Raw genomic sequence first — 20,027 nt, 5'->3', positions numbered from 1 at the left:
AGGTAGGTGGTAGGAATGAAAAAGCTTAGGAATTGGCTAGAGGAGTATCAACAATATTTAGGGTACATTGTTATTTCAGCAATTTTTCTGGTGGTAACAGGGGGGTATGCCTATATCCAATCAGACGTTATTTCCTTAATCATCTTCTTATACTTCGTAGGAGATATAATCTATCGTGTGAATTCTTACTTTCGACATCAAGCAAAGATGTTAAAAAAGATAGAGTCGATTACATATCGCGTCAAGCATGCAGGAGAAACTGCATTTAATCAATTACCCTTAGGGATTTTACTTTATGATGAAACAGGTGAAATTATTTGGTTTAATGGATGCTTAAAACGTATTTTCAATCAAGATTTACATCATAAAACATTAAAAGACTTAAGCGAACAGTTGTATAATCGTTCATTAAATGATGAAGGATTATTTAAAATTAATGTAGATACAAAAACTTATCAAGTGTTACATAAAAAAGACGAACGCTTAATGTATTTTACAGATGATACAGAATACACAGACTTATCACAAAAATATTTAAATGAACAACCAGTTGTTGGCGTATTAGTAATCGATAATTACGATGAAGTGTTTAATAATTTAAATGAACAAGCAAAAAGTGAATTCTACGGTAAAATTGTTTCAATTATCATGCAGTGGGCTGATCAACATCAAATCTATATTCGTACCACAGCAAATGATCGTTTCATTTTAATGATGCCACACGAAGTGTTACAACAACTTCGTGAAACGAAATTTACGATTATTGACAAGGTGCGAGAAGCAGCTAAAGAGCGAGATACTATGCTAACGATTAGTATCGGATTAGCGACAGGATATGATAGTTTTTCTGAGCTTGGACAACGTGCAAATTATATGTTAGATTTAGCGCTAAGTCGAGGTGGCGATCAGGTAGCTGTTAAGATTGCGAGTGAAGATAAGTTTTTATTTTATGGTGGAAAAACAAATCCAGTTGAAAAACGAAATCGTGTGCGTGCTCGTGTCAATGCGCAAGCTTATGAGCGTTTAGTTCGAGATAGTGAACGTGTGATTATTATGGGACATCGATATCCTGATGTGGATGCGATTGGAGCGAGTATTGGCTTGCTTCGTATGGGGCTTGCTTCAAATAAAGAGGCTTATATTGTTTTAAAACAAGAAGAATTAGATAAGACCGCAAAGAATTTCGTAGATGCGATTTTAAAAGATGATAAATTGAAACAGTATTTTATCTCTAGTGAGATGGCGATTGAATTAATGACCAAAAATACGTTACTTGTTGTTGCTGATACACAAGATCCAAAAATGGTGATTGAACCTGCTTTATTACCACGCGCTAAAAAAGTAGCGGTATTTGATCATCATCGACGTGGAGTTAATGTGATTGATTCGGTTTTATCGTTTGCAGAACCTTATGCTTCATCAACAGTGGAGCTTGTTGTGGATATGTTCGATTACTATTCACAAAAAATTAAAATGACGCCGCTTGAGGCCTCGATTATGTTAGCGGGAATTATTGTAGATACGCGACGATTCTCATATCATACAGGAAGACGAACATATGAAACAGCTGCTATTTTAAAGCAAAAAGGGGCGGAAGAGAAATTAGTTCAACAACTGTTAAGAACACCGCTTGAAAACTACTATAGTAGAGCTCATTTAATTGAACGTGCAGAAATTTTTAAAGATGAATTTATCATTGCATCCGCTGATGATGATTTCGTTCTTGAAAAAGTTCAAATCGCTCAAACAGCTGATGAACTATTGAATGTTCAAAATATTAAAGCATCGTTTGTCATTTCGCGTATTGATGAACAACATATCGGAATTAGTGCTCGTTCACTTGGAGATGTCAATGTTCAGTTATTAATGGAACAACTAGGTGGCGGTGGCCATTTAAATAATGCTGCAACGCAGATGCGTAGTCATAGTACGCAAGATGTAGTCTTACAACTAAAAGAAGTTATTGTTAAAGAATTAGAAGAAAGTGGTGAATCTCAATGAAAGTAATTATGTTAGAAGATGTTAAAGGTAAAGGTAAAAAAGGAGAAGTTAAAGATTTCCCGAATGGGTTCGCAAACTTTTTAATTAAACAAAATAAAGCAATGGATGCAACACCAGCTAATATGAATAAGTTAAAACTTCAGCAAGCAGAAGAAGCAAAACAAGCAGAGTTACGTTTAGAAGAAGCGAAAAAGTTAAAAGTAGAATTAGAGCAAAAAACAGTGGTTGTTAAAGTAAAAGCTGGAGATAATGGACGTGTTTTTGGTTCAGTTAGTACAAAAGCAATCGCTGAAGAATTTGAAAAACAATTTGGAATCAAACTCGATAAACGTAAAATGGGGTTAGAAGAACCAATTCGTGGACTTGGAATGGCTCGTATTCCAATTCAATTACATCCAGAAGTTGTTGCAACGATCTCTGTTCAAATTAAAGAAAAATAAGAGGTATGAATATTTAAAGTAGAAAGTTGGGTATCTCATGTTAGAGTCGCCAAATCGTCAAATGCCTCACAGCACCGATGCTGAACAAGCGATTCTTGGGGCGATGTTGCTCGATGAAAAGGTGTGTGAGGATGTTAAATTAAGATTACAGCCTGATGATTTTTATCATCATCGTCATCGTATTATTTATGAAACAATGCTCACCCTATTAGAACAAAATATCGGGGTTGATGTGACGACGGTTACTGCTTATCTTCAAGATCATAAACGTATTGCTGAAGTTGGTGGAGTTGAATACATTTTAACAATCTATGAAAGTGTCGCTACGACCGCACATACTGATCACTATATTGAAATGGTGTTGGAAAAATCGGTCTCACGTTTAATTATTAACCGAGCTCAAAGTTTGATTGAACAAGGTTATGATCCTGAAACGTCAACACAAGATTTAATTGATACGGCGGAACAACAATTTTCAGGCTTAGCACGATTAAATCAAGGATCTGATTTTAAACAAATTGATAATGTCATTGTGGATTTTATCAAAAACGTTGAGCGATTATCCCAGTCAACAGGAGAGGTAACAGGATTAACAACTGGTTTTACAGCACTTGATCATATGACCTCAGGTCTTCAAAATAATGATTTAATCATTGTAGCCGCTCGTCCTGCGATGGGAAAAACGGCATTTGCCTTAAATATTGCACAAAACGTCGCTAAATTAAATCATGTTAATGTCGCGATTTTCAGTTTAGAGATGGGGGCCGATCAGCTTGTTTCTCGTTTAGTGAGTGCGGAAGGTCGAATTGAAGCCCATCGTTTAAAAACAGGAAATTTAGAAGGACCCGATTGGCGTTCGTTAAAAATTGCAACTGATGTTTTAAGTAATTTAGGAATTTACATTGACGATACACCAGGGATTCGTGTTGGAGAATTACGAGCAAAATGCCGTCAACTTCATCAACAAAAAGGTCTTGGATTAGTGATGATTGACTATCTACAATTACTATCAGGTAGCAAAGCTAATGGTGGAAATCGTCAACAGGAGGTTTCTGAAATTTCTCGTATGTTAAAAGAGATGGCTCGTGAATTGAAAATACCGGTTATTGCTTTATCTCAGTTATCACGTCAAGTAGAAAACCGTGAAGATAAACGTCCGATGATGTCTGATTTACGTGAATCGGGAAGTATCGAGCAGGATGCTGATATCGTTACGTTCTTATATCGTGAAGATTACTATAAAAAAGATCCTGAGTTGAATGATAATATTGTTGAAGTTATCTTTGCGAAGCATCGTAGCGGAGCAGTAGGAACCGTTAAACTTGCTTTTAGAAAAGAAATTAGCCGATTTGAGAATTTAGTGAATGTTCCTGAGTCAACTCATATTCCAGACGTCTAAAAAACATCATTAATTTCGGTTTGTTTTACATAAAACACATTTTGACGACACGTTTGACTTATATTATAATAAGGAATGAACAATTAGAGGAGGATTCGACTATGTTTGAACGTTTAGAGGCAATCTTAGAGCGTTATGAAAAAATTAACGAAATGATGGCTGATCCTGCAATCGTGACTGATATTAAAAAATTAACTGAATTATCAAAAGAACAACGCGGTCTTGAAGAGACAGTTAATGTGTATAATGAATATAAAGAAATTGCAGCTTCAATTGAAGATTTAAAAGAAATGGCAAAAGATTCAGATCCAGAAATCAGTGAAATGGCTGAAATGGAATTAGAAGAATTAAGACCACGTCTTCCAGAATTAGAAGAACGCTTAGAAATTTTATTAATTCCTAAAGATCCAAATGATGATAAAAACGTAATCGTTGAAATTCGTGGAGCAGCGGGTGGAGATGAGGCAAACATCTTTGCAGCAGACTTATACCGTATGTACACAAAATATGCTGAAACAAAAGGATGGAAAATCCAAGTGATGAACGTTGACTACTCTGAATCTGGAGGAATGTCACAAGTTGAGTTCATGGTTTCAGGAGAAAGTGTTTATTCACATATGAAATATGAATCAGGTGCACACCGTGTACAACGTGTTCCTGCAACAGAATCTCAAGGACGTATTCATACATCAACAGCAACGGTATTAGTCATGCCTGAAGCAGAAGATGTTGATGTTGAAGTAAGTATGAATGATATCCGTGTAGATACATTCTGTTCATCAGGTCCTGGAGGACAATCAGTAAATACGACTAAATCAGCGGTTCGTTTAACACACGTTCCAACGGGAATTGTTGTATCATGTCAGGATGGAAAATCACAACATGAAAATAAAGCAAATGCCCTAAAAGTATTAAAAGCTCGTATTTATGACTCAATTTTACAAGAGCGTTTAGAGGCTGAAGGTGAAGAACGTCGTTCTAAAATCGGAACAGGTGAACGTTCTGAAAAAATCCGTACTTACAACTATCCACAAAACCGTGTCACAGATCACCGTATCGGATTTACGATTCAACAGTTAGATCGTGTCATGGAAGGTAAATTAGAACCAGTGGTTGAAGCATTAATTACAGAAGAACAAAAACGTAAATTAGCAGCTCAAGACTAATCATAAAAAAATCTAACGTTCAAAGGACGTTAGATTTTTTTATGATGAGACTATTACTTTTTGATAAGGTTAACAAACTTATTTAGAAATCTTTTACACATTAATCTTAGAAGTTTAAAGATTTTTATAAATAAGATTTAATTTTTTGAAAACAGAAAAAAAGCGCCCGGGGGAAGGCGCTTTTTTAATTGGGGATAACTGTAAAGGGGGGGATCTTCACAGTTATCATTTCGATAATCATTCAATGGGGGGAGTGAATGATTATCTTTCCCTCGAGTCTCTCTTGGGGGGAAGAGAGTTAGGATCAGAAAAAGTCTTCACCATAATCGAGGGATTAAAGTATTAAATACTTTGGGAGAGAATTATAAGGAGAGAGTATGAAAAATAAAACTTTAAAAAATTGGGGAGAGAAATGAGTAATGAAATAAAGTTTTATATGGGGGGGAAGAGTATGCCCGTAAGTTCTCGTCTTACGGACAATTATATTATGAACCAGTACTATGAATTTTAAACGTAATTTATGTAAAAAAGTTAATATTATTTATTGAAAAAGTTGTATGACCTGAAATATTAACTGACTTTTACGCTTAAGTACTAATTTCCTTGCTGCATCTAATGTAGTATATGACTATTTAATCATAGGGTGACAGTAAAGGGCGAGAAGATTTAAATTGTAAAGAGAAAGAATGATATAAGTGTGGATCAGCTTCCTGTATTGTGAAAGTTTTAGTATTAAATTAATGAATCGACTAACGTTTATATTAAGTATATAGAACTCTAAGTCTTAGGAGTAGTAGATATATTTTCTATGAAAAGGATAGGTATCCTGCAGCTCCTTAGTTTAGTGATAAGTTAAAAAGCGTGAAAGATATTTCTGTTTATATATAAGTCCAGATAAGTTTTTCATATCGGAAAACTTTTAAGCCCTACTAACGGTAGATACATTTTCTTAGAAAATGGTAGGTGACCTGTGCCCTACTAAAGGAGGAGACATGCTGCGCATGGTAGGTGACCCGTGCCCTACCAAAGGAGGAGACATGCTGCGCATGGTAGGTGACCCCTGGACGATAGTCTGCCTCATTATTAAAGTAATTGTTCAACTAAGACTGACATACAATGATGAAATACATTTCTGTTTCTATATAAATAAATAAAGAATTGAATGTTTCGTGAGGTAATCATCCAAAATAAATCGTAAAAATTTTATTTGCAACTTTTATGATTTTAGAGTAAAATGATGTTGATTTTAAGAAGACGGTGATAAAAATGAAAACAATGCGTGAATTGTTAAAGTGGGCTGAGGATTATGCCCTTGAAAATGGTAAAGAAGATTCGGCTGTTAAATTATTATTAATGCATGTCACTCAAAAAGAGAGTTATGAAATTTTAGCCGATATGAATATGGTAGTTCCAACAGAACAAGTTGAAGAATTTGAACGTTGTGTTGAAACTTATGTAAAAGAAAACATTCCAGTTCAACATATTATGGGATATGAAACATTCTTTGGTCATAAATTTGTCGTGAATGACGATGTTTTAATTCCTCGTTTTGAAACAGAAGAATTAGTAGCCAACGTGTTATCAACATATGACGATGTATTTGAAGGAGCAGCTGTAAAAGTTGTTGATGTTGGAACAGGTAGTGGAGCTATTGGCGTGACGTTAGCTGTTGAAGAACCAAACATGGAAGTAACAGTCACTGAGTTATCAGAAGCTGCCCTTGAAGTTGCGAAACAAAATGCTAAAAATTTAGGAGCAAATGTGACTTTTTATCAAGGAGATATGTTACAACCTTTAATCGAGCGTGGATTAAAATTTGATATTTTAGTATCAAATCCTCCATATATTCCGCTAACAGAAGATGTGGATCCATTAGTTAAAGATAATGAACCACATTTAGCTTTATTCGGTGGAGAAGATGGATTAAAATTTTATCGTCAAATTTTAAAGGATGCTCATAAAGTTGTTAATGAAAAAAATATTATTGCCTTTGAACATGCGTATAATCATAAAGAAGCGATGGCAGAGTTAGTGATGCAACATTTCCCTAACGCTAAGTTTGAGACGTTAAAGGATTTAAATGGGAAAGATCGTATGACGATTATTATTAATAACTAATTATAAAAAGCATCAGTCTTTTTAATATAGAATTGAAGTGGGGATGTCCAGTGACATCCTCCTTTTCATATCACCTATTATAGTGGATAAGATTTACATTTAGTTTAAAACCCTTTAATACTGGTTTATTTATGATTAGAAAGGATTTGTAAAGTTATGATTTATAAGGGCTGTGAAGTTAGTGAAGTATTAGCAAAAATTGATCAAGACGATGTTCTTGTTTTTCCAACCGATACAGTGTATGGAATTGGGGCAAGTATTCATTCTCCTAAAGCATTAGATCGAATTTTTGAAATTAAAAATCGTCCAACAGAAAAATCTTTAATTATTTTATGTGCTGATGAAAAGCAATTAGAAGAAATCGTTGGTTCTTTATCGTTGGAGGTTAGAAAGATAATTGATGCCTTTTTACCTGGAGGATTGACACTCATTTTAAATTGTTATCAATCACTTCCAAATGAAATTACACGTGGAAAGAAAACCATTGGTGTTCGAATTCCAAATCATGAAGTAGCTTTGAAATTATTAAGAGCATTAGGACCCCTAGCGACAACAAGTGCAAATCTTTCAGGAGAGCCTAGTCCAACAGAAGTAGAGGATGATAATCCTGTTATTCATCGTGTTGATTACGTGTTTGATGATGGTCCAACAAAAGGACAAGTCCCGTCGACTATTTTAGATTGTACAAGTGAGGAATTTGTCATTTTACGCGAAGGAGCGATTACATTCGAAGAGATTCAAAAAGTTTTGAATAAAAAATAATTTTTGTAGAATACTATGAATATTTTTTAAAAAACTATCCATAATGAGTTATCAGGTGAAAGGGATGGTGTTTAAAATGAATAAAAAAACAATGATTATCGTAGTATTAACATTAATTATGATGGTAACTGTTTACCAAATTGGAAAAGCAGAGCCACAATCAGATAGTGCACAAGTTGTTGTGAATGATACAGCTATTCGAATTCGTATTATTCCCAATTCAAATAAATATGAAGATCAACAAGCTAAAAAAATGGTTCGTTATGCGATTGATGAGTATTTAGCAGCGAATAAATCATCATTTGAAAGCATTAGTTCAACACGTGAATTTATCATGAAAAATATCGGTGAAATTGAATCAAAAGTAGGTCACGTACTAGATGCTATTAATTACGACTTAGACTTCGAAGTTAGTTACGGGGCGCATTTATTCCCAGAAAAACAATATAATGGTGAAACATATGAAGAAGGATATTATGAAAGCTTAGTGATTACGATTGGTGAAGGAATGGGAAATAACTGGTGGTGCTTCATGAATCCAGATCTTTGCTTAGGACCAAGTGCGACTTCTAATCAAGAAGATGAAAGTAACTGGAATGTTCAATATGAGGCGATGGAAAATACTCAAGAAGCATTCCAAACACAAAATTTCAAATCTTATATTGGTGAAGTCGTTGACACGTTATTTGGAAGTAGAGAAAATGAAGCTGAAAGTTATGTTTCAGCTGATACAAGTGCAAAAGCAAATTGGTATTTATATGAGGATGAATACTAATCGTTAATATATATAAATCATCCTCCCTTTCTCACTTTCTTTTAAAAAAAGATAATATTTTATCCCTCTTCAACATATGATGGCGTTGAAGGGGGATTTTTTTATGATAACAGGAAAAGAAGTAAAACGTTATGAAGCAGCAGACTATGATCATGTTTTAGATTTTATGAAAAGAGTAACAACACTTGAAACAGTCAACGATGGAATTATTGAACAATCAATCCTCATTAAAGAATCTGATAAGGTCACTGGAATGGTTTCTTTTGAATCATTTGATCAAATTGGAATGATTCGATATTTTATTTATGACCAACATATTGTGCCTGATCTATTAGTGAATATGTTTTTTGAATTGTATCGATGTGCTAAAGAAAAAGAAATTAATCAACTCGTTGCTATTGCTTCACATCCGTATGCACGCCAACTCTTTGAAGTGTTAGGATTTGTAGAGATCAAAAAAACAACGGATATTAACGTTCCCGACTTATTAAAAGATGAAGAGGTTCAGTTGATGAGCATTAAATTTTAATTAACGAGTGTATGTCATATGAATTAAAAATTAGATTGAGTCAATAAATGAGTGAATGATATAAAATAAATATTATATGTTATAAAAAGAACTAAAATTGAGGAAATACTTTAATCTTAGTTCTTTTTTATTTGATTAAGATTAAATGGTGGTAGATGAAGTCGTATCTTTTCATACCATTAATACAGTTGTTTAGAAAAAAATATGTTATAATAATTAAGTTAGAATAATTTTACAAGATAAAGGAGCGTTTTTCATGAAGGTAGCTGTTGCATGTGACCATGGTGGTTTTGAATTAAAACAAGAAATCTTAAATCTTCTTAAAGAGATGAATATAGAGCACGAAGATTTTGGAAGCTACGAAAGTTGTGCAGTTGATTATCCTGATTATGCTTTTAAAGTATCAGAGGCTGTAGCAGCGGGACAATTCGATCGTGGAATTTTAATCTGTGGAACTGGAATTGGAATCAGTATCGCAGCTAATAAAGTTAAAGGAATTCGTTGTGCCTTAGTTCATGACTTATTCTCAGCAAAAGCAACACGCGAACATAATGATTCAAATGTTTTAGCAATGGGTGGGCGTGTAATTGGTCCAGGATTAGCACGAGAAATCGTATCAGTATGGTTAACAACTGACTTTATGGGAGCACATCATACTGCACGTATTGAAAAAATATCCAAATATGAAAACGCTTAAGAAATCCTCTTTTAAGGATTTCTTTTTTCATTAAATAGAAAATCTCAAAGTCGTTAATAATGAAAGAGATAAAAGAAGAGGTCTATTTCATAAAGCGTTTTTAAAGATATATTTTTTAATATGTAGAATAATCAGGTGTTGATTGCTTTTTGTGGTAATTATACATTGAAATGCGATTAAAAAAGTTGTAGAATTACTAAAAGAATTATATCAAGTATGAGGTGAGCGACGTGATCAAAGTTAATATTTTAGATCATCCATTAATTCAACATAAGTTGACACAAATTCGTCAAAAAGACACATCAACGACGCAATTTCGTCAAATCATTAATGAAATTGGTGGATTAATGGTATATGAGATTACACGTGATTTACCATTAGAACAAATTGAAATTGAAACACCAGTTGCCAAAACAAAAGCAAATGTCATTGCAGGTAAGAAGATGGTTGTTGTTCCAATCTTACGTGCGGGATTAGGAATGGTTGATGGAATTTTACAAATGATTCCTTCAGCGCGTATTGGACATATTGGAATTTTCCGTGATGAGGAAACATTACAACCCGTTGAATATTTCGCAAAATTTCCGGATGGATTAGATCAACGTGATATTTTCATCGTCGATCCAATGCTTGCAACAGGTGGATCTGCCATTGCAGCCATTAATTCAATCAAAGAACGTGGAGCTAAAAATATTAAACTTGTTTGTTTAGTAGGAGCACCAGAAGGGGTAAAAGCTATTAATGACGCACACCCTGATGTTACTGTTTACTTAGCATCATTAGATGAAAAGTTAAATGAAAAAGGATATATTGTTCCAGGATTAGGTGATGCTGGAGATCGTATCTTTGGAACAAAATAATGAGTCAGCCACAAAAAGTTGTTAAAGCCATGAAGTGGATGACACTTCTTTCACAAGTAGGTATTACGATGATTGCTAATATTTTTGTTGGACTGTTCATCGGGAAGTATCTGGATCAATGGTTAAATACATCTCCGTTATTTCTATTATTATTTATATTTATCGGAGTCTTTAGTGGCATTAAAAGTGTCTATCTGTTAATAATTAAAATAGATAAGAGGGATAAGTCTTGAGTCAATTACAAAATGATCCAATTCGAGTCGTTCCAAGGCGAGTGATACAATTAGCATTAGTATTTACTTTCTTAATAGCAGTCATTACGATGTTATTTAAGTTGCCTATGGTTCATATTCTAATTGGATATTGGTTAGGTGTTATTGTAAATTTAATTAACTTCCGATTAATTGTCATCGGAACAAGGAATGCACTTGAACAGCAAGAAAAAGGTGCTAAATCTATGATGAAGACAAACTTATTTCTTCGTTTAGTGATTTATGCTGGTACACTTGTTGGAGTCGTTTTACTACTTGGAACAGAGGCATTCATTGCAGCTTTCATCGGGATTTCGATGGTACGATTTGCGATTCAAACTGACGGTTTCTTTACGTTTGGCTATGGAAAAAACAAGAAGTAATCGTCGTTGAATATATAACTGATTAGAAAATTAATCATTAATCTAATCAAGTCTCCGATGTTGTTATCGGATTAAAAAAGAAAATATGAGTCACCTTCAGCAAAGGAATCTCTAAGAAAGGAGGTTAAGAATGAGTCCACTACTGATGAATATCTTCATAGGAGATAAAGAGGGAAACATGATTGTTAATCCAACAGTGTTTAACTCAGTTGTTTTAGTTCTTGTGTTATGCGTGTTCTTTATTATTTGTGGAAATGCAGTTAAAAAGGCAGATCCTTCAAAGCCGTCAAAAGGTATTGTGTTGTTCCTAGAGATTTTAGTGACAACGATTGAAGGGTTAGTGGAGCAAACAATGGGTGTTAAGCACTTAAAATTTGCACCATTCATTGGAACATTAGCAGCGTATTTAATCTGTGCAAACTTATTAGGGTTACTCGGATTAAGTGCTCCAACATCGGATTACAACGTTACATTAGCCTTAGCGGTTATTACGATTGTTGTCATGATTGGATCAGGGATTAAAGCAAAAGGAATCGGAGGGTACTTATACGATACGTACCTTGGAGACTTTCCATTCTTATTACCTTTAAATATTACCGGGGAGCTTGCGAAACCAATCTCGTTATCTTTCCGTTTATTCGGTAATATTTTAAGTGGTGGTATCATTATGTCGCTTATCTATCAAGCGCTTGGATGGTTCTCACCATTGATTGCACCAGCTTTACATGGATATTTCGATGTCTTCTCTGGTGTTATTCAAACATTAATCTTCATCATGTTAACTATGATTTGGTCACAAGGAGCAATGGAATAGTTAATCTTGATAAACAAAAAAACAAGAAAATAACGTTCAATTAGGAGGAATTAAATTATGTTCTTACAAACAGTTGCATCTTCAATTTCAAGTGAAGCATTCGTATTAGGTATGTCAGCAGTTGGTGCTGGATTAGCCGTATGTTCAGGGATCGGTACAGGAATCGGACAAGGTAACGCAGCTGGTCAAGCAGCAGCAGCAGTAGGGCGTCAACCAGAAGCAAAAGGTGACGTAATGCAAATGATGATCTTAGGACAAGCAATCGCCGAAACATCAGCAATCTATGGATTCGTAGTAGCGATTATCTTATTATTCATCAACCCACTTGTTAGTTCTTTATAATTCGTAATACTATCAGCGGTTATTGTATGCAGTTATATTAAAGACAGATCAGAAAGGGGGCAACCTACTTGCAAATCTATATCATGCCAGACTTAGTCAATTTTACTTTACAAATTTTATCGACTTTAGTCTTATTCTTAGTGATTAAACGTTTTGCATGGGCTCCTATGAAAGAATTCTTACGTCAACGTCAAGAATTAGTTTCTAAAGAGATTAACCATGCAGAAATGTTAAAAGCTGATGCAATGGCTTTAAAACAGTCTGCTGAAGCACAAGTGCAAGTTGCACGCGACGAAGCACGTGAGATTGTTGAAAATTCTAAAAAACAAGCGCAACGTATGCATGATGAAATCGTGTCTAATGCTCGTAAAGAAGCTCAACAAAGACTATCAAAAGCATCAGCAGATATTGAGCAAGAACGTAAAGCCGTATATGCTCAAATTCGTCAAGATATCGTTGAATTAGCTGTCTCTTCAGCTGAGAAAATGATTGAAAAAGAAATTGATGCTAATGTTCATAATGAATTATTTGATCAATTTGTCGCTAAAGTAGGTGGAAGTCATGAGTAAAATCTCTTCCACTTATGCTCAAGCGTTATTTGATGTAGCACTTGAAGAAAATCTTTTAGAAAACATTAAAGATGACTTAAATGCGATTCGCTCTGTTATGAAGGAGCAGCCAAAACTTATGGAGGTTTTAACACTTCCTAAATTAGATAAAGCTGATAAAAAAGAATTAGTTAAGTCAGTTTTTGAAGCAAGTACATCAAAAGTTTTAGTTGATTTTTTAATGCTTTTAATCGATAAAGATCGTATTAACTTATTAACTGAAATTGTAATGGCTTATAATGAATTAGTGAATAAACACTTTGGTATTTTAGAAGGAACTGTTTATAGCGCTGTTCTTTTAAACGAAGGTCAATTAACTGAATTAACATATACGTTTACAAAAAAACTAAATCAAAAAGTTAAGTTAAATGTAGAAATCGATCCATCATTACTTGGGGGATATAAAGTTAATTTAGGTGACGTAGTTTATGATAATTCAATTAAATTACAACTAAAGAACTTAAAGAACAACTTATTAAATGTTGAGTTAAAATAGAATAGAGGTGAGCATTGATGGCCATCAGACCAGAAGAAATTAGTGCAATTTTACGCGATCAGATTAAAAATTATGATCAAGTATTAGACGTGACTGAAACTGGGACAGTTTTAACAGTTGGAGACGGAATCGCTCGTATTCATGGACTTCAAAATGTCATGTCTGGTGAAATTATTGAATTCGCCTCAGGTGCTGTAGGGATGGCACAAAACCTAGAAGAAGATAACGTAGGGGTTATTATCTTTGGTGAGTACCGTACAATCAGTGAAGGTGATGAAGCAAAACGTACAGGACGTATCATGTCTGTTCCAGTAGGAGAGGCGTTAATCGGACGTGTTGTTGATGCGTTAGGAAATCCAATCGATGGGTTAGGGCCAATCGATACAAAAAAATTCCGTCCAACAGAAGTAAAAGCAACAGGAGTAATGGAACGTAAGTCAGTTCATGAACCATTACAAACAGGGATCAAAGCGATTGATGCTTTAGTACCAATCGGTCGTGGACAACGTGAGTTAATCATCGGAGACCGTCAAACTGGTAAAACAGCAATCGCAGTTGATACAATCTTAAACCAAAAAGGTCAAGATGTTATCTGTATTTATGTTGCCATTGGACAAAAACAATCTACAGTAAACTCAGTCGTAGAAACATTAAAAAAACATGATGCAATGGATTATACAATTGTCGTATCTGCATCTGCTTCTTCGCCATCTCCAATGTTATACATTGCTCCGTATTCAGGGGTAACAATGGCAGAAGAATTCATGTACCAAGGGAAACATGTTTTAATTATTTATGATGATTTATCAAAACAAGCAGCAGCTTACCGTGAGTTATCATTATTATTACGTCGTCCACCAGGTCGTGAGGCATACCCAGGAGATGTCTTCTACTTACATTCACGTTTACTTGAACGTGCAGCGAAATTAAGTGATGAATTAGGAGCAGGATCAATTACGGCTTTACCATTTATTGAAACTCAAGCAGGTGACTTATCTGCATACGTTGCAACAAACGTAATTTCGATTACAGATGGACAAATCTTCTTAAAATCAGATTACTTCCACTCAGGAATCCGTCCAGCAATTGATGCCGGATTATCAGTATCACGTGTAGGGGGATCTGCTCAAATTAAAGCGATGAAAAAAGTTGCTGGGACATTACGTCTTGATTTAGCATCTTATCGTGAATTAGAATCATTTGCTCAATTTGGTTCGGACTTAGATGAGGCAACACGTGCAAAATTAGCTCGTGGAGAACGTACAGTTGAAGTTTTAAAACAAGGAGTAAATCAACCAATTCCTGTTGAAAAACAAGTATGTATCATCTATGCATTAGTTAATGGATTCTTAGACAGTATTGAATTATCTGACATCAGTCGTTTTGAAAAAGAATTCTATTTATTCTTAGAAAACGAGCGTCCACAAATTTTATCACACATTCGCGATACAAAAGATTTACCAGATACTGATTTATTAAACGAAGCGCTTGAAAGCTTTAAAGCCGTTTTTAATTAGTAAGAAAGGCGGTGGACAAGTATGGCTCAATCAATGCGTGATATAAAAGATAAGATTACTTCGACTCAAAGTACAAGTCAAATTACAAAGGCCATGCAAATGGTTTCAGCTGCTAAATTAACAAAATCTGAAGCTAAAACAAAAAACTATCACCATTATATGCAAACACTTGAAGAGATGGTGCGTAATATTTCTAGTTCATCTAGTATGCGCCATCATCCATTTTTCAAAGCTAAACGTGAGAAAAAATGTGTAGGTTATTTAGTTATTACCTCAGATCGTGGATTAGCTGGTGGATATAACGGAAATGTTTTGAAATTAATGCAAAGTGAAATCGATGCTTTAGCTAAAGACGAATATAAAGTTTATATGGTTGGTAGTAAAGGATTCGATTACGCTAAACGTGCTAATTTAACAGTTGAAAATGATTTTGTGTTCGTACCGGATGACATTGTGTATCAAGATATTAAACCAGTTGTTGATCATGTGATCAATGATTACATGGCTGGGAATTTAAGTGAAGTAGTCGTTATTTACAACAATTACGTCTCTAAAATTTCTCAAGAACCAACGACAAAACAAATCTTACCTTTAGAGCCGAAAAAAGCTGAAAAATCAAAAGCTCAGTATTCTTTCGAACCTAAAGAAGAAGATGTGATTAATGCTATTTTACCAAAGTATTTAGAAGGTACTATTTATGGATTAGCAATCACAGCTAAACTTTCAGAGCATGCATCACGTATGAATGCGATGCAAAATGCAACAGATAATGCACAAGAGATTATTAAAGATTTACAATTAGTTTATAACCGAGCAAGGCAAGCATCAATCACTCAAGAAATCACAGAGATTGTTGGTGGGGCTGCAGCTTTAGAATAAAAGGAGGTCATCATAAATGGCAACAGGTCGTATTGTAGCCGTAATCGGACCAGTAGTAGACGTAAAGTTTGATTTAGATCAACTACCTGCTATTTACAATGCCTTAACTGTTGATTATCAAGTTGATGGGGAACGTAAATCATTAACACTTGAAGTTGCTGTGCAACTTGGTGATGGTGTTGTACGTACTGTCGCAATGGATGCAACAGATGGGTTAGTCCGCGGATTAGAAGTTGTCGATACAGGAAGTGCAATCAGCGTTCCAGTAGGAGATGTAACTTTAGGACGTATTTTTAACGTATTAGGTCAACCAGTTGATAATAAAGGAGAAGTAGCAGCGGATGCTCCTCGTGAGGGAATTCATAAAGAGGCTCCTAAGTTTGATGAGTTATCAACAAATGTTGAAATTCTTGAAACAGGAATTAAAGTTGTTGACTTATTAGCACCTTATATTAAGGGTGGAAAAATCGGATTATTCGGTGGTGCCGGAGTAGGTAAAACTGTATTAATTCAGGAATTAATTAATAACATCGCACAAGAGCATGGTGGGATTTCGGTATTCGCAGGTGTAGGAGAACGTACTCGTGAAGGGAACGACTTATACCATGAGATGACTGAATCAGGAGTAATTAACAAAACTGCCATGGTATTTGGACAAATGAATGAACCACCTGGTGCACGTTTACGTGTTGCTTTAACAGGATTAACAATGGCTGAGTATTTCCGTGATGAAATGAAACAAGACGTATTATTATTCATCGATAACATCTTCCGTTTCACACAAGCAGGTTCTGAGGTTTCTGCCTTATTAGGACGTATGCCATCAGCGGTAGGATACCAACCAACATTAGCAACAGAGATGGGACAATTACAAGAACGTATCACATCAACAAAACAAGGATCAATCACTTCAATCCAAGCTGTATACGTACCTGCGGATGACTACACTGACCCAGCGCCAGCTACAACATTCGCTCACTTAGACGCAACAACAAACTTAGAGCGTCGCATTGCTGCGATGGGGATCTATCCAGCAGTAGACCCATTAGCATCAACATCACGCGCTTTATCACCAGATATCATTGGTCAAGAACATTACGATGTAGCTCGTCAAGTTCAGATGACTTTACAACGTTACCGTGAATTACAAGACATCATCGCTATCTTAGGTATGGATGAATTAAGTGATGAAGATAAGAAAGTGGTACACCGCGCACGTCGTATCCAATTATTCTTATCACAAAGCTTCCACGTTGCAGAACAGTTTACAGGATTAAAAGGGGCTTATGTACCAGTTTCTGAAACGGTTCGTGGATTTAAAGAAATTCTTGAAGGAAAACATGACGATTTACCAGAAGAAGCATTCCGCTTAGTTGGAACAATCGAACAAGCTATCGAAAAAGCTAATAAGATGAAATAGTGTGAGGTGGTACTGTGTCAGTAATGACGATTCGCGTAGTAACACCAGATAAACTTGTATTCGATGGAGAAGCAGAACGCGTCTTTGCTCGTGGAATTGATGGAGATTTTGCTGTTTTACACAATCATATTCCAATGATGACACCTTTAGGTGTTGGAGAGTTACGTATTGATATGAATGGAGAAAGTTCATATATTGCCATTGATAGCGGGATTTTTGAGGTATCTAATAACCACATTAATGTCTTATCAAATGATGCGATGATGGCTGAAGACATTGATGTTGCACGTACTAAAATGGAACTTGAACGTAATGAACGTCAAAAACAAAATGCTAAAACACGAGAAGATTTAATTCGATCTGAAATGGAAATTACAAAACTTCTCAACCAAATACGAGTTGGTGAAAAAAGAATCTCTGGATAAAAAAGAAGGCACTTGCCTTCTTTTTTTATTTACAAAAGACTCGTTTAATCTAATAAGAAGAATAGTTTTGAATCATCATAATCCTTCATATGAGGTGAAGATATGGTGTTAAAACAGATAGTTATAATTAGTTAAAATAGATTTTATACTAGAATAAATTCTAACCTAAATTATTCACCATAAAAATGTAAAAAGCGTTGAGTCCTTAGTGGAATCAACGCTTTTTATCTATTTTTTATTTCACCTTTTAAGTGAAGCATTTTGCTATGAAAATAATCTCTCATTTGATATCGTTTTAATTGCTAAACCAAAACATATTTAAGGAGAGATTACTTTTTTATGATACATCAAGACCAACTTCATTTCAATAAAAAGATTAAATTTAATTTTAAAGGTGGAGATTTAACGTCGGATGCAGGACTTTTATTAATCCAAGAATTTATGCATCACGTGAAGTTTCCAGAACTATTGAAACAACATTTTCATTTAGAAACTGATCAAGCGATTCGAACTCATACGAATCATGAGCTTTGTCTTCAACAAATCTTTCAAACGATTGCCGGTTACCACTGCGCTGATGATGCGGATGAATTGCGAGTTGAACCTTTATTGACAACTTTGCTTGATAAGCCCTCGTTAGCTTCTCAACCAACTTTATCTCGTTTTACTCATCGATTGACGCAGGAAACAAGTAAGCAATTTGAACTCATCAATCAAAAACTCCTTTCGCAATTTTATCAAGTCGAAGCTCCTAATCATTTTATTTTTGATGTGGATTCCACTCATTTTCAGACCTATGGTCATCAATATGGGAATGCCTTTAATGCTCATTATCAAGCCCAAGGGTTTCATCCCCTCATGGTTTTTGATGGAATGACTGGAGACTGTTTAAAAGTTGAGCTTCGTGCGGGGAATGTCTATACTTCAAGGAATATCGTTTCTTTTATTGGTCCCTTATTATCACGCTATCAAAAGGAGTTTCCATCGAGCTATCGACTCGTTCGCGGAGATAGTGGATTTGCTCATAAAGAACTTTATAAGTTATGCGAAACGTTAAACACAAACTATGTGATCCGTTTAAAGGCAAATGCCACTCTCTATCGTTTAGCTAAAGAAGTAACGGATGTTTTTTTCGAAGAGTGTTCGCTTCAATATTCTCAACAATTCTATGGGGAGTTTGACTATCAGGCAAAGAGTTGGAATCACCCAAGACGTGTCATTGTTCAAGTGAGACGAAAAGCAGGTGAACTCATTCCCGATTATTTATTTTTAGTGACGAACATGGAAACAAGACCAGAGATGGTTGTTAGCCTATACGCTAAACGTGGGACGATGGAAAACTATATCAAAGAGTGTAAAAATGGATTTAGAATGGATAAAGTGAGTCATAAATACTGGATGACTAATGTCAACCGAATTCAACTCGTGGTGTTAGCCTACAATCTCATCAACGGATTCAGACGATTAACGTTACCTCATGAGTTTTCTAAGATGCAGATTGAAACCTTACGCACTAAACTCATTAAAATCGCTGCAAAACGAGTGAAACAATCACGAAGAATCGTGTTCAAACTCTGTAGTCACTATCCCTACAAAGAAATTTTTCATCACTGTTTAAAAACGATCCAGTTGATTCAGTTAGAGTAAGTGAGTGGATTCGTTCTTTGAAAACGAAATATTTTTTAGAGAAACACATCACCAAGGGGGGAGTCTACCCTTTTTTAGGGAGCTGGAGTATTAATTTACCCAAATTTAAGATCAAAACGATAAAAAGCTGTGGTTTAGGCTAAAATTTAGTCTACCCACAGCTTTGTTTGAATGATCATGAATAATTCAGGTTCTAAATTTCTTTAAATAAACGAATCATACCTGTAAAATAAAACTTAAGAATAAAGCTCTATTGTTTAGGAGGGAAAGATGATGAATATTAAAGTTTATTTTATGATTATCTTCTATATTTTAATGTTACCGATTGTTTTTAAAGTTTTAATGTCTTTGAGGTTAGAACAACTTTTTAAAAGAGGAACAGGAAAAAGTGAAATGATTCTGTTGTATTTTATATTAACAGTCAGTATTAGTAAGTTATTTTTAGATTATTTTGTGGATATCTTTACTTTAATTAAAGAAATTTTTTAAGAATAAGCA

The 20,027-nt window shown here is 34.8% G+C and carries 22 protein-coding genes; all 22 read left to right on the top strand.

What is annotated here, in order from left to right; translation table 11 throughout:
- Window positions 1-15 precede the first annotated feature (15 nt).
- The 22 genes from JRC48_RS08375 to JRC48_RS08270 all read left to right on the top strand — a co-directional run bounded on the left by JRC48_RS08375 (window position 16) and on the right by JRC48_RS08270 (window position 20,018).
- Entirely contained in the window at window positions 16-2,001 is a 1,986-nt protein-coding gene (locus tag JRC48_RS08375; RefSeq protein WP_235069146.1) for a DHH family phosphoesterase, read from the top strand.
- Entirely contained in the window at window positions 1,998-2,441 is a 444-nt protein-coding gene (gene rplI / locus JRC48_RS08370) for a 50S ribosomal protein L9 (RefSeq protein ID WP_235069145.1), read from the top strand. The genes JRC48_RS08375 and rplI overlap by 4 nt, the downstream gene beginning before the upstream one ends.
- A 37-nt stretch (window positions 2,442-2,478) precedes the next feature.
- Entirely contained in the window at window positions 2,479-3,840 is a 1,362-nt protein-coding gene (gene dnaB / locus JRC48_RS08365) for a replicative DNA helicase (RefSeq protein WP_235069144.1), read from the top strand.
- A gap of 101 nt (window positions 3,841-3,941) precedes the next feature.
- Window positions 3,942-5,006 (top strand): peptide chain release factor 1, encoded by a 1,065-nt coding sequence (prfA, locus tag JRC48_RS08360; protein WP_235069143.1) that lies wholly within the window; start codon window positions 3,942-3,944, stop codon window positions 5,004-5,006.
- 1,266 nt (window positions 5,007-6,272) lie between these two features.
- The gene (gene prmC, locus JRC48_RS08355) at window positions 6,273-7,124 is read left to right on the top strand and encodes a peptide chain release factor N(5)-glutamine methyltransferase (RefSeq protein WP_235069142.1); all 852 of its coding nucleotides are present in this window, start codon (window positions 6,273-6,275) and stop codon (window positions 7,122-7,124) included.
- A 156-nt stretch (window positions 7,125-7,280) separates the two neighbouring features.
- On the top strand, window positions 7,281-7,886 hold the full coding sequence (locus tag JRC48_RS08350; protein ID WP_235069141.1) for an L-threonylcarbamoyladenylate synthase: 606 nt from the start codon (window positions 7,281-7,283) through the stop codon (window positions 7,884-7,886).
- A 76-nt stretch (window positions 7,887-7,962) separates the two neighbouring features.
- Entirely contained in the window at window positions 7,963-8,661 is a 699-nt protein-coding gene (locus tag JRC48_RS08345) for a stage II sporulation protein R (protein ID WP_235069140.1), read from the top strand.
- 103 nt (window positions 8,662-8,764) lie between these two features.
- Window positions 8,765-9,190 carry a hypothetical protein gene (locus JRC48_RS08340; RefSeq protein WP_235069139.1) on the top strand — a complete coding sequence of 142 codons (426 nt, stop codon included), beginning with the start codon at window positions 8,765-8,767 and terminating at the stop codon, window positions 9,188-9,190.
- 256 nt (window positions 9,191-9,446) lie between these two features.
- Window positions 9,447-9,887, top strand: coding sequence for a ribose 5-phosphate isomerase B (gene rpiB, locus JRC48_RS08335; protein ID WP_235069138.1), 441 nt, complete (start codon window positions 9,447-9,449; stop codon window positions 9,885-9,887).
- Window positions 9,888-10,117: 230 nt separating this feature from the next.
- Window positions 10,118-10,747 carry a uracil phosphoribosyltransferase gene (gene upp, locus JRC48_RS08330; RefSeq protein ID WP_235069137.1) on the top strand — a complete coding sequence of 210 codons (630 nt, stop codon included), beginning with the start codon at window positions 10,118-10,120 and terminating at the stop codon, window positions 10,745-10,747.
- Window positions 10,747-10,980 carry an AtpZ/AtpI family protein gene (locus JRC48_RS08325; protein WP_370630362.1) on the top strand — a complete coding sequence of 78 codons (234 nt, stop codon included), beginning with the start codon at window positions 10,747-10,749 and terminating at the stop codon, window positions 10,978-10,980. The genes upp and JRC48_RS08325 overlap by 1 nt, the downstream gene beginning before the upstream one ends.
- On the top strand, window positions 10,977-11,381 hold the full coding sequence (locus JRC48_RS08320; RefSeq protein WP_235069136.1) for a hypothetical protein: 405 nt from the start codon (window positions 10,977-10,979) through the stop codon (window positions 11,379-11,381). Before JRC48_RS08325 ends, JRC48_RS08320 begins: the two co-directional genes overlap by 4 nt.
- Window positions 11,382-11,511: 130 nt before the next feature.
- The gene (gene atpB / locus JRC48_RS08315; RefSeq protein ID WP_235069135.1) at window positions 11,512-12,195 is read left to right on the top strand and encodes a F0F1 ATP synthase subunit A; all 684 of its coding nucleotides are present in this window, start codon (window positions 11,512-11,514) and stop codon (window positions 12,193-12,195) included.
- Between the two features lie 57 nt (window positions 12,196-12,252).
- Complete coding sequence (gene atpE / locus JRC48_RS08310) at window positions 12,253-12,537, top strand: ATP synthase F0 subunit C (protein WP_055242795.1); 285 nt, start codon at window positions 12,253-12,255, stop codon at window positions 12,535-12,537.
- A gap of 68 nt (window positions 12,538-12,605) precedes the next feature.
- The gene (gene atpF, locus JRC48_RS08305; protein WP_235069134.1) at window positions 12,606-13,106 is read left to right on the top strand and encodes a F0F1 ATP synthase subunit B; all 501 of its coding nucleotides are present in this window, start codon (window positions 12,606-12,608) and stop codon (window positions 13,104-13,106) included.
- Window positions 13,099-13,641 (top strand): F0F1 ATP synthase subunit delta, encoded by a 543-nt coding sequence (locus JRC48_RS08300; RefSeq protein ID WP_235069133.1) that lies wholly within the window; start codon window positions 13,099-13,101, stop codon window positions 13,639-13,641. The genes atpF and JRC48_RS08300 overlap by 8 nt, the downstream gene beginning before the upstream one ends.
- 17 nt (window positions 13,642-13,658) lie before the next feature.
- Window positions 13,659-15,158 carry a F0F1 ATP synthase subunit alpha gene (gene atpA / locus JRC48_RS08295; protein ID WP_235069132.1) on the top strand — a complete coding sequence of 500 codons (1,500 nt, stop codon included), beginning with the start codon at window positions 13,659-13,661 and terminating at the stop codon, window positions 15,156-15,158.
- Between the two features lie 21 nt (window positions 15,159-15,179).
- Window positions 15,180-16,037 (top strand): ATP synthase F1 subunit gamma, encoded by an 858-nt coding sequence (atpG, locus tag JRC48_RS08290; protein ID WP_235069131.1) that lies wholly within the window; start codon window positions 15,180-15,182, stop codon window positions 16,035-16,037.
- Between the two features lie 16 nt (window positions 16,038-16,053).
- Window positions 16,054-17,457 carry a F0F1 ATP synthase subunit beta gene (gene atpD / locus JRC48_RS08285; protein WP_235069130.1) on the top strand — a complete coding sequence of 468 codons (1,404 nt, stop codon included), beginning with the start codon at window positions 16,054-16,056 and terminating at the stop codon, window positions 17,455-17,457.
- 23 nt (window positions 17,458-17,480) lie between these two features.
- Window positions 17,481-17,882 carry an ATP synthase F1 subunit epsilon gene (gene atpC, locus JRC48_RS08280; protein WP_235071020.1) on the top strand — a complete coding sequence of 134 codons (402 nt, stop codon included), beginning with the start codon at window positions 17,481-17,483 and terminating at the stop codon, window positions 17,880-17,882.
- Window positions 17,883-18,221: 339 nt separating this feature from the next.
- Window positions 18,222-19,529 (top strand): IS1380 family transposase, encoded by a 1,308-nt coding sequence (locus JRC48_RS08275; RefSeq protein WP_235069129.1) that lies wholly within the window; start codon window positions 18,222-18,224, stop codon window positions 19,527-19,529.
- Window positions 19,530-19,802: 273 nt separating this feature from the next.
- Window positions 19,803-20,018, top strand: coding sequence for a hypothetical protein (locus JRC48_RS08270; protein WP_235069128.1), 216 nt, complete (start codon window positions 19,803-19,805; stop codon window positions 20,016-20,018).
- Window positions 20,019-20,027: the final 9 nt, after the last annotated feature.

It is taken from the genome of Turicibacter sp. TJ11 (genome assembly GCF_021497505.1).
In the GTDB taxonomy this organism is placed as follows: Bacteria; Bacillota_I; Bacilli_A; order MOL361; family Turicibacteraceae; genus Turicibacter.
Note: the sequence above shows the minus strand (reverse complement) of the source record. Positions and strands in the feature narration are given on the sequence as shown.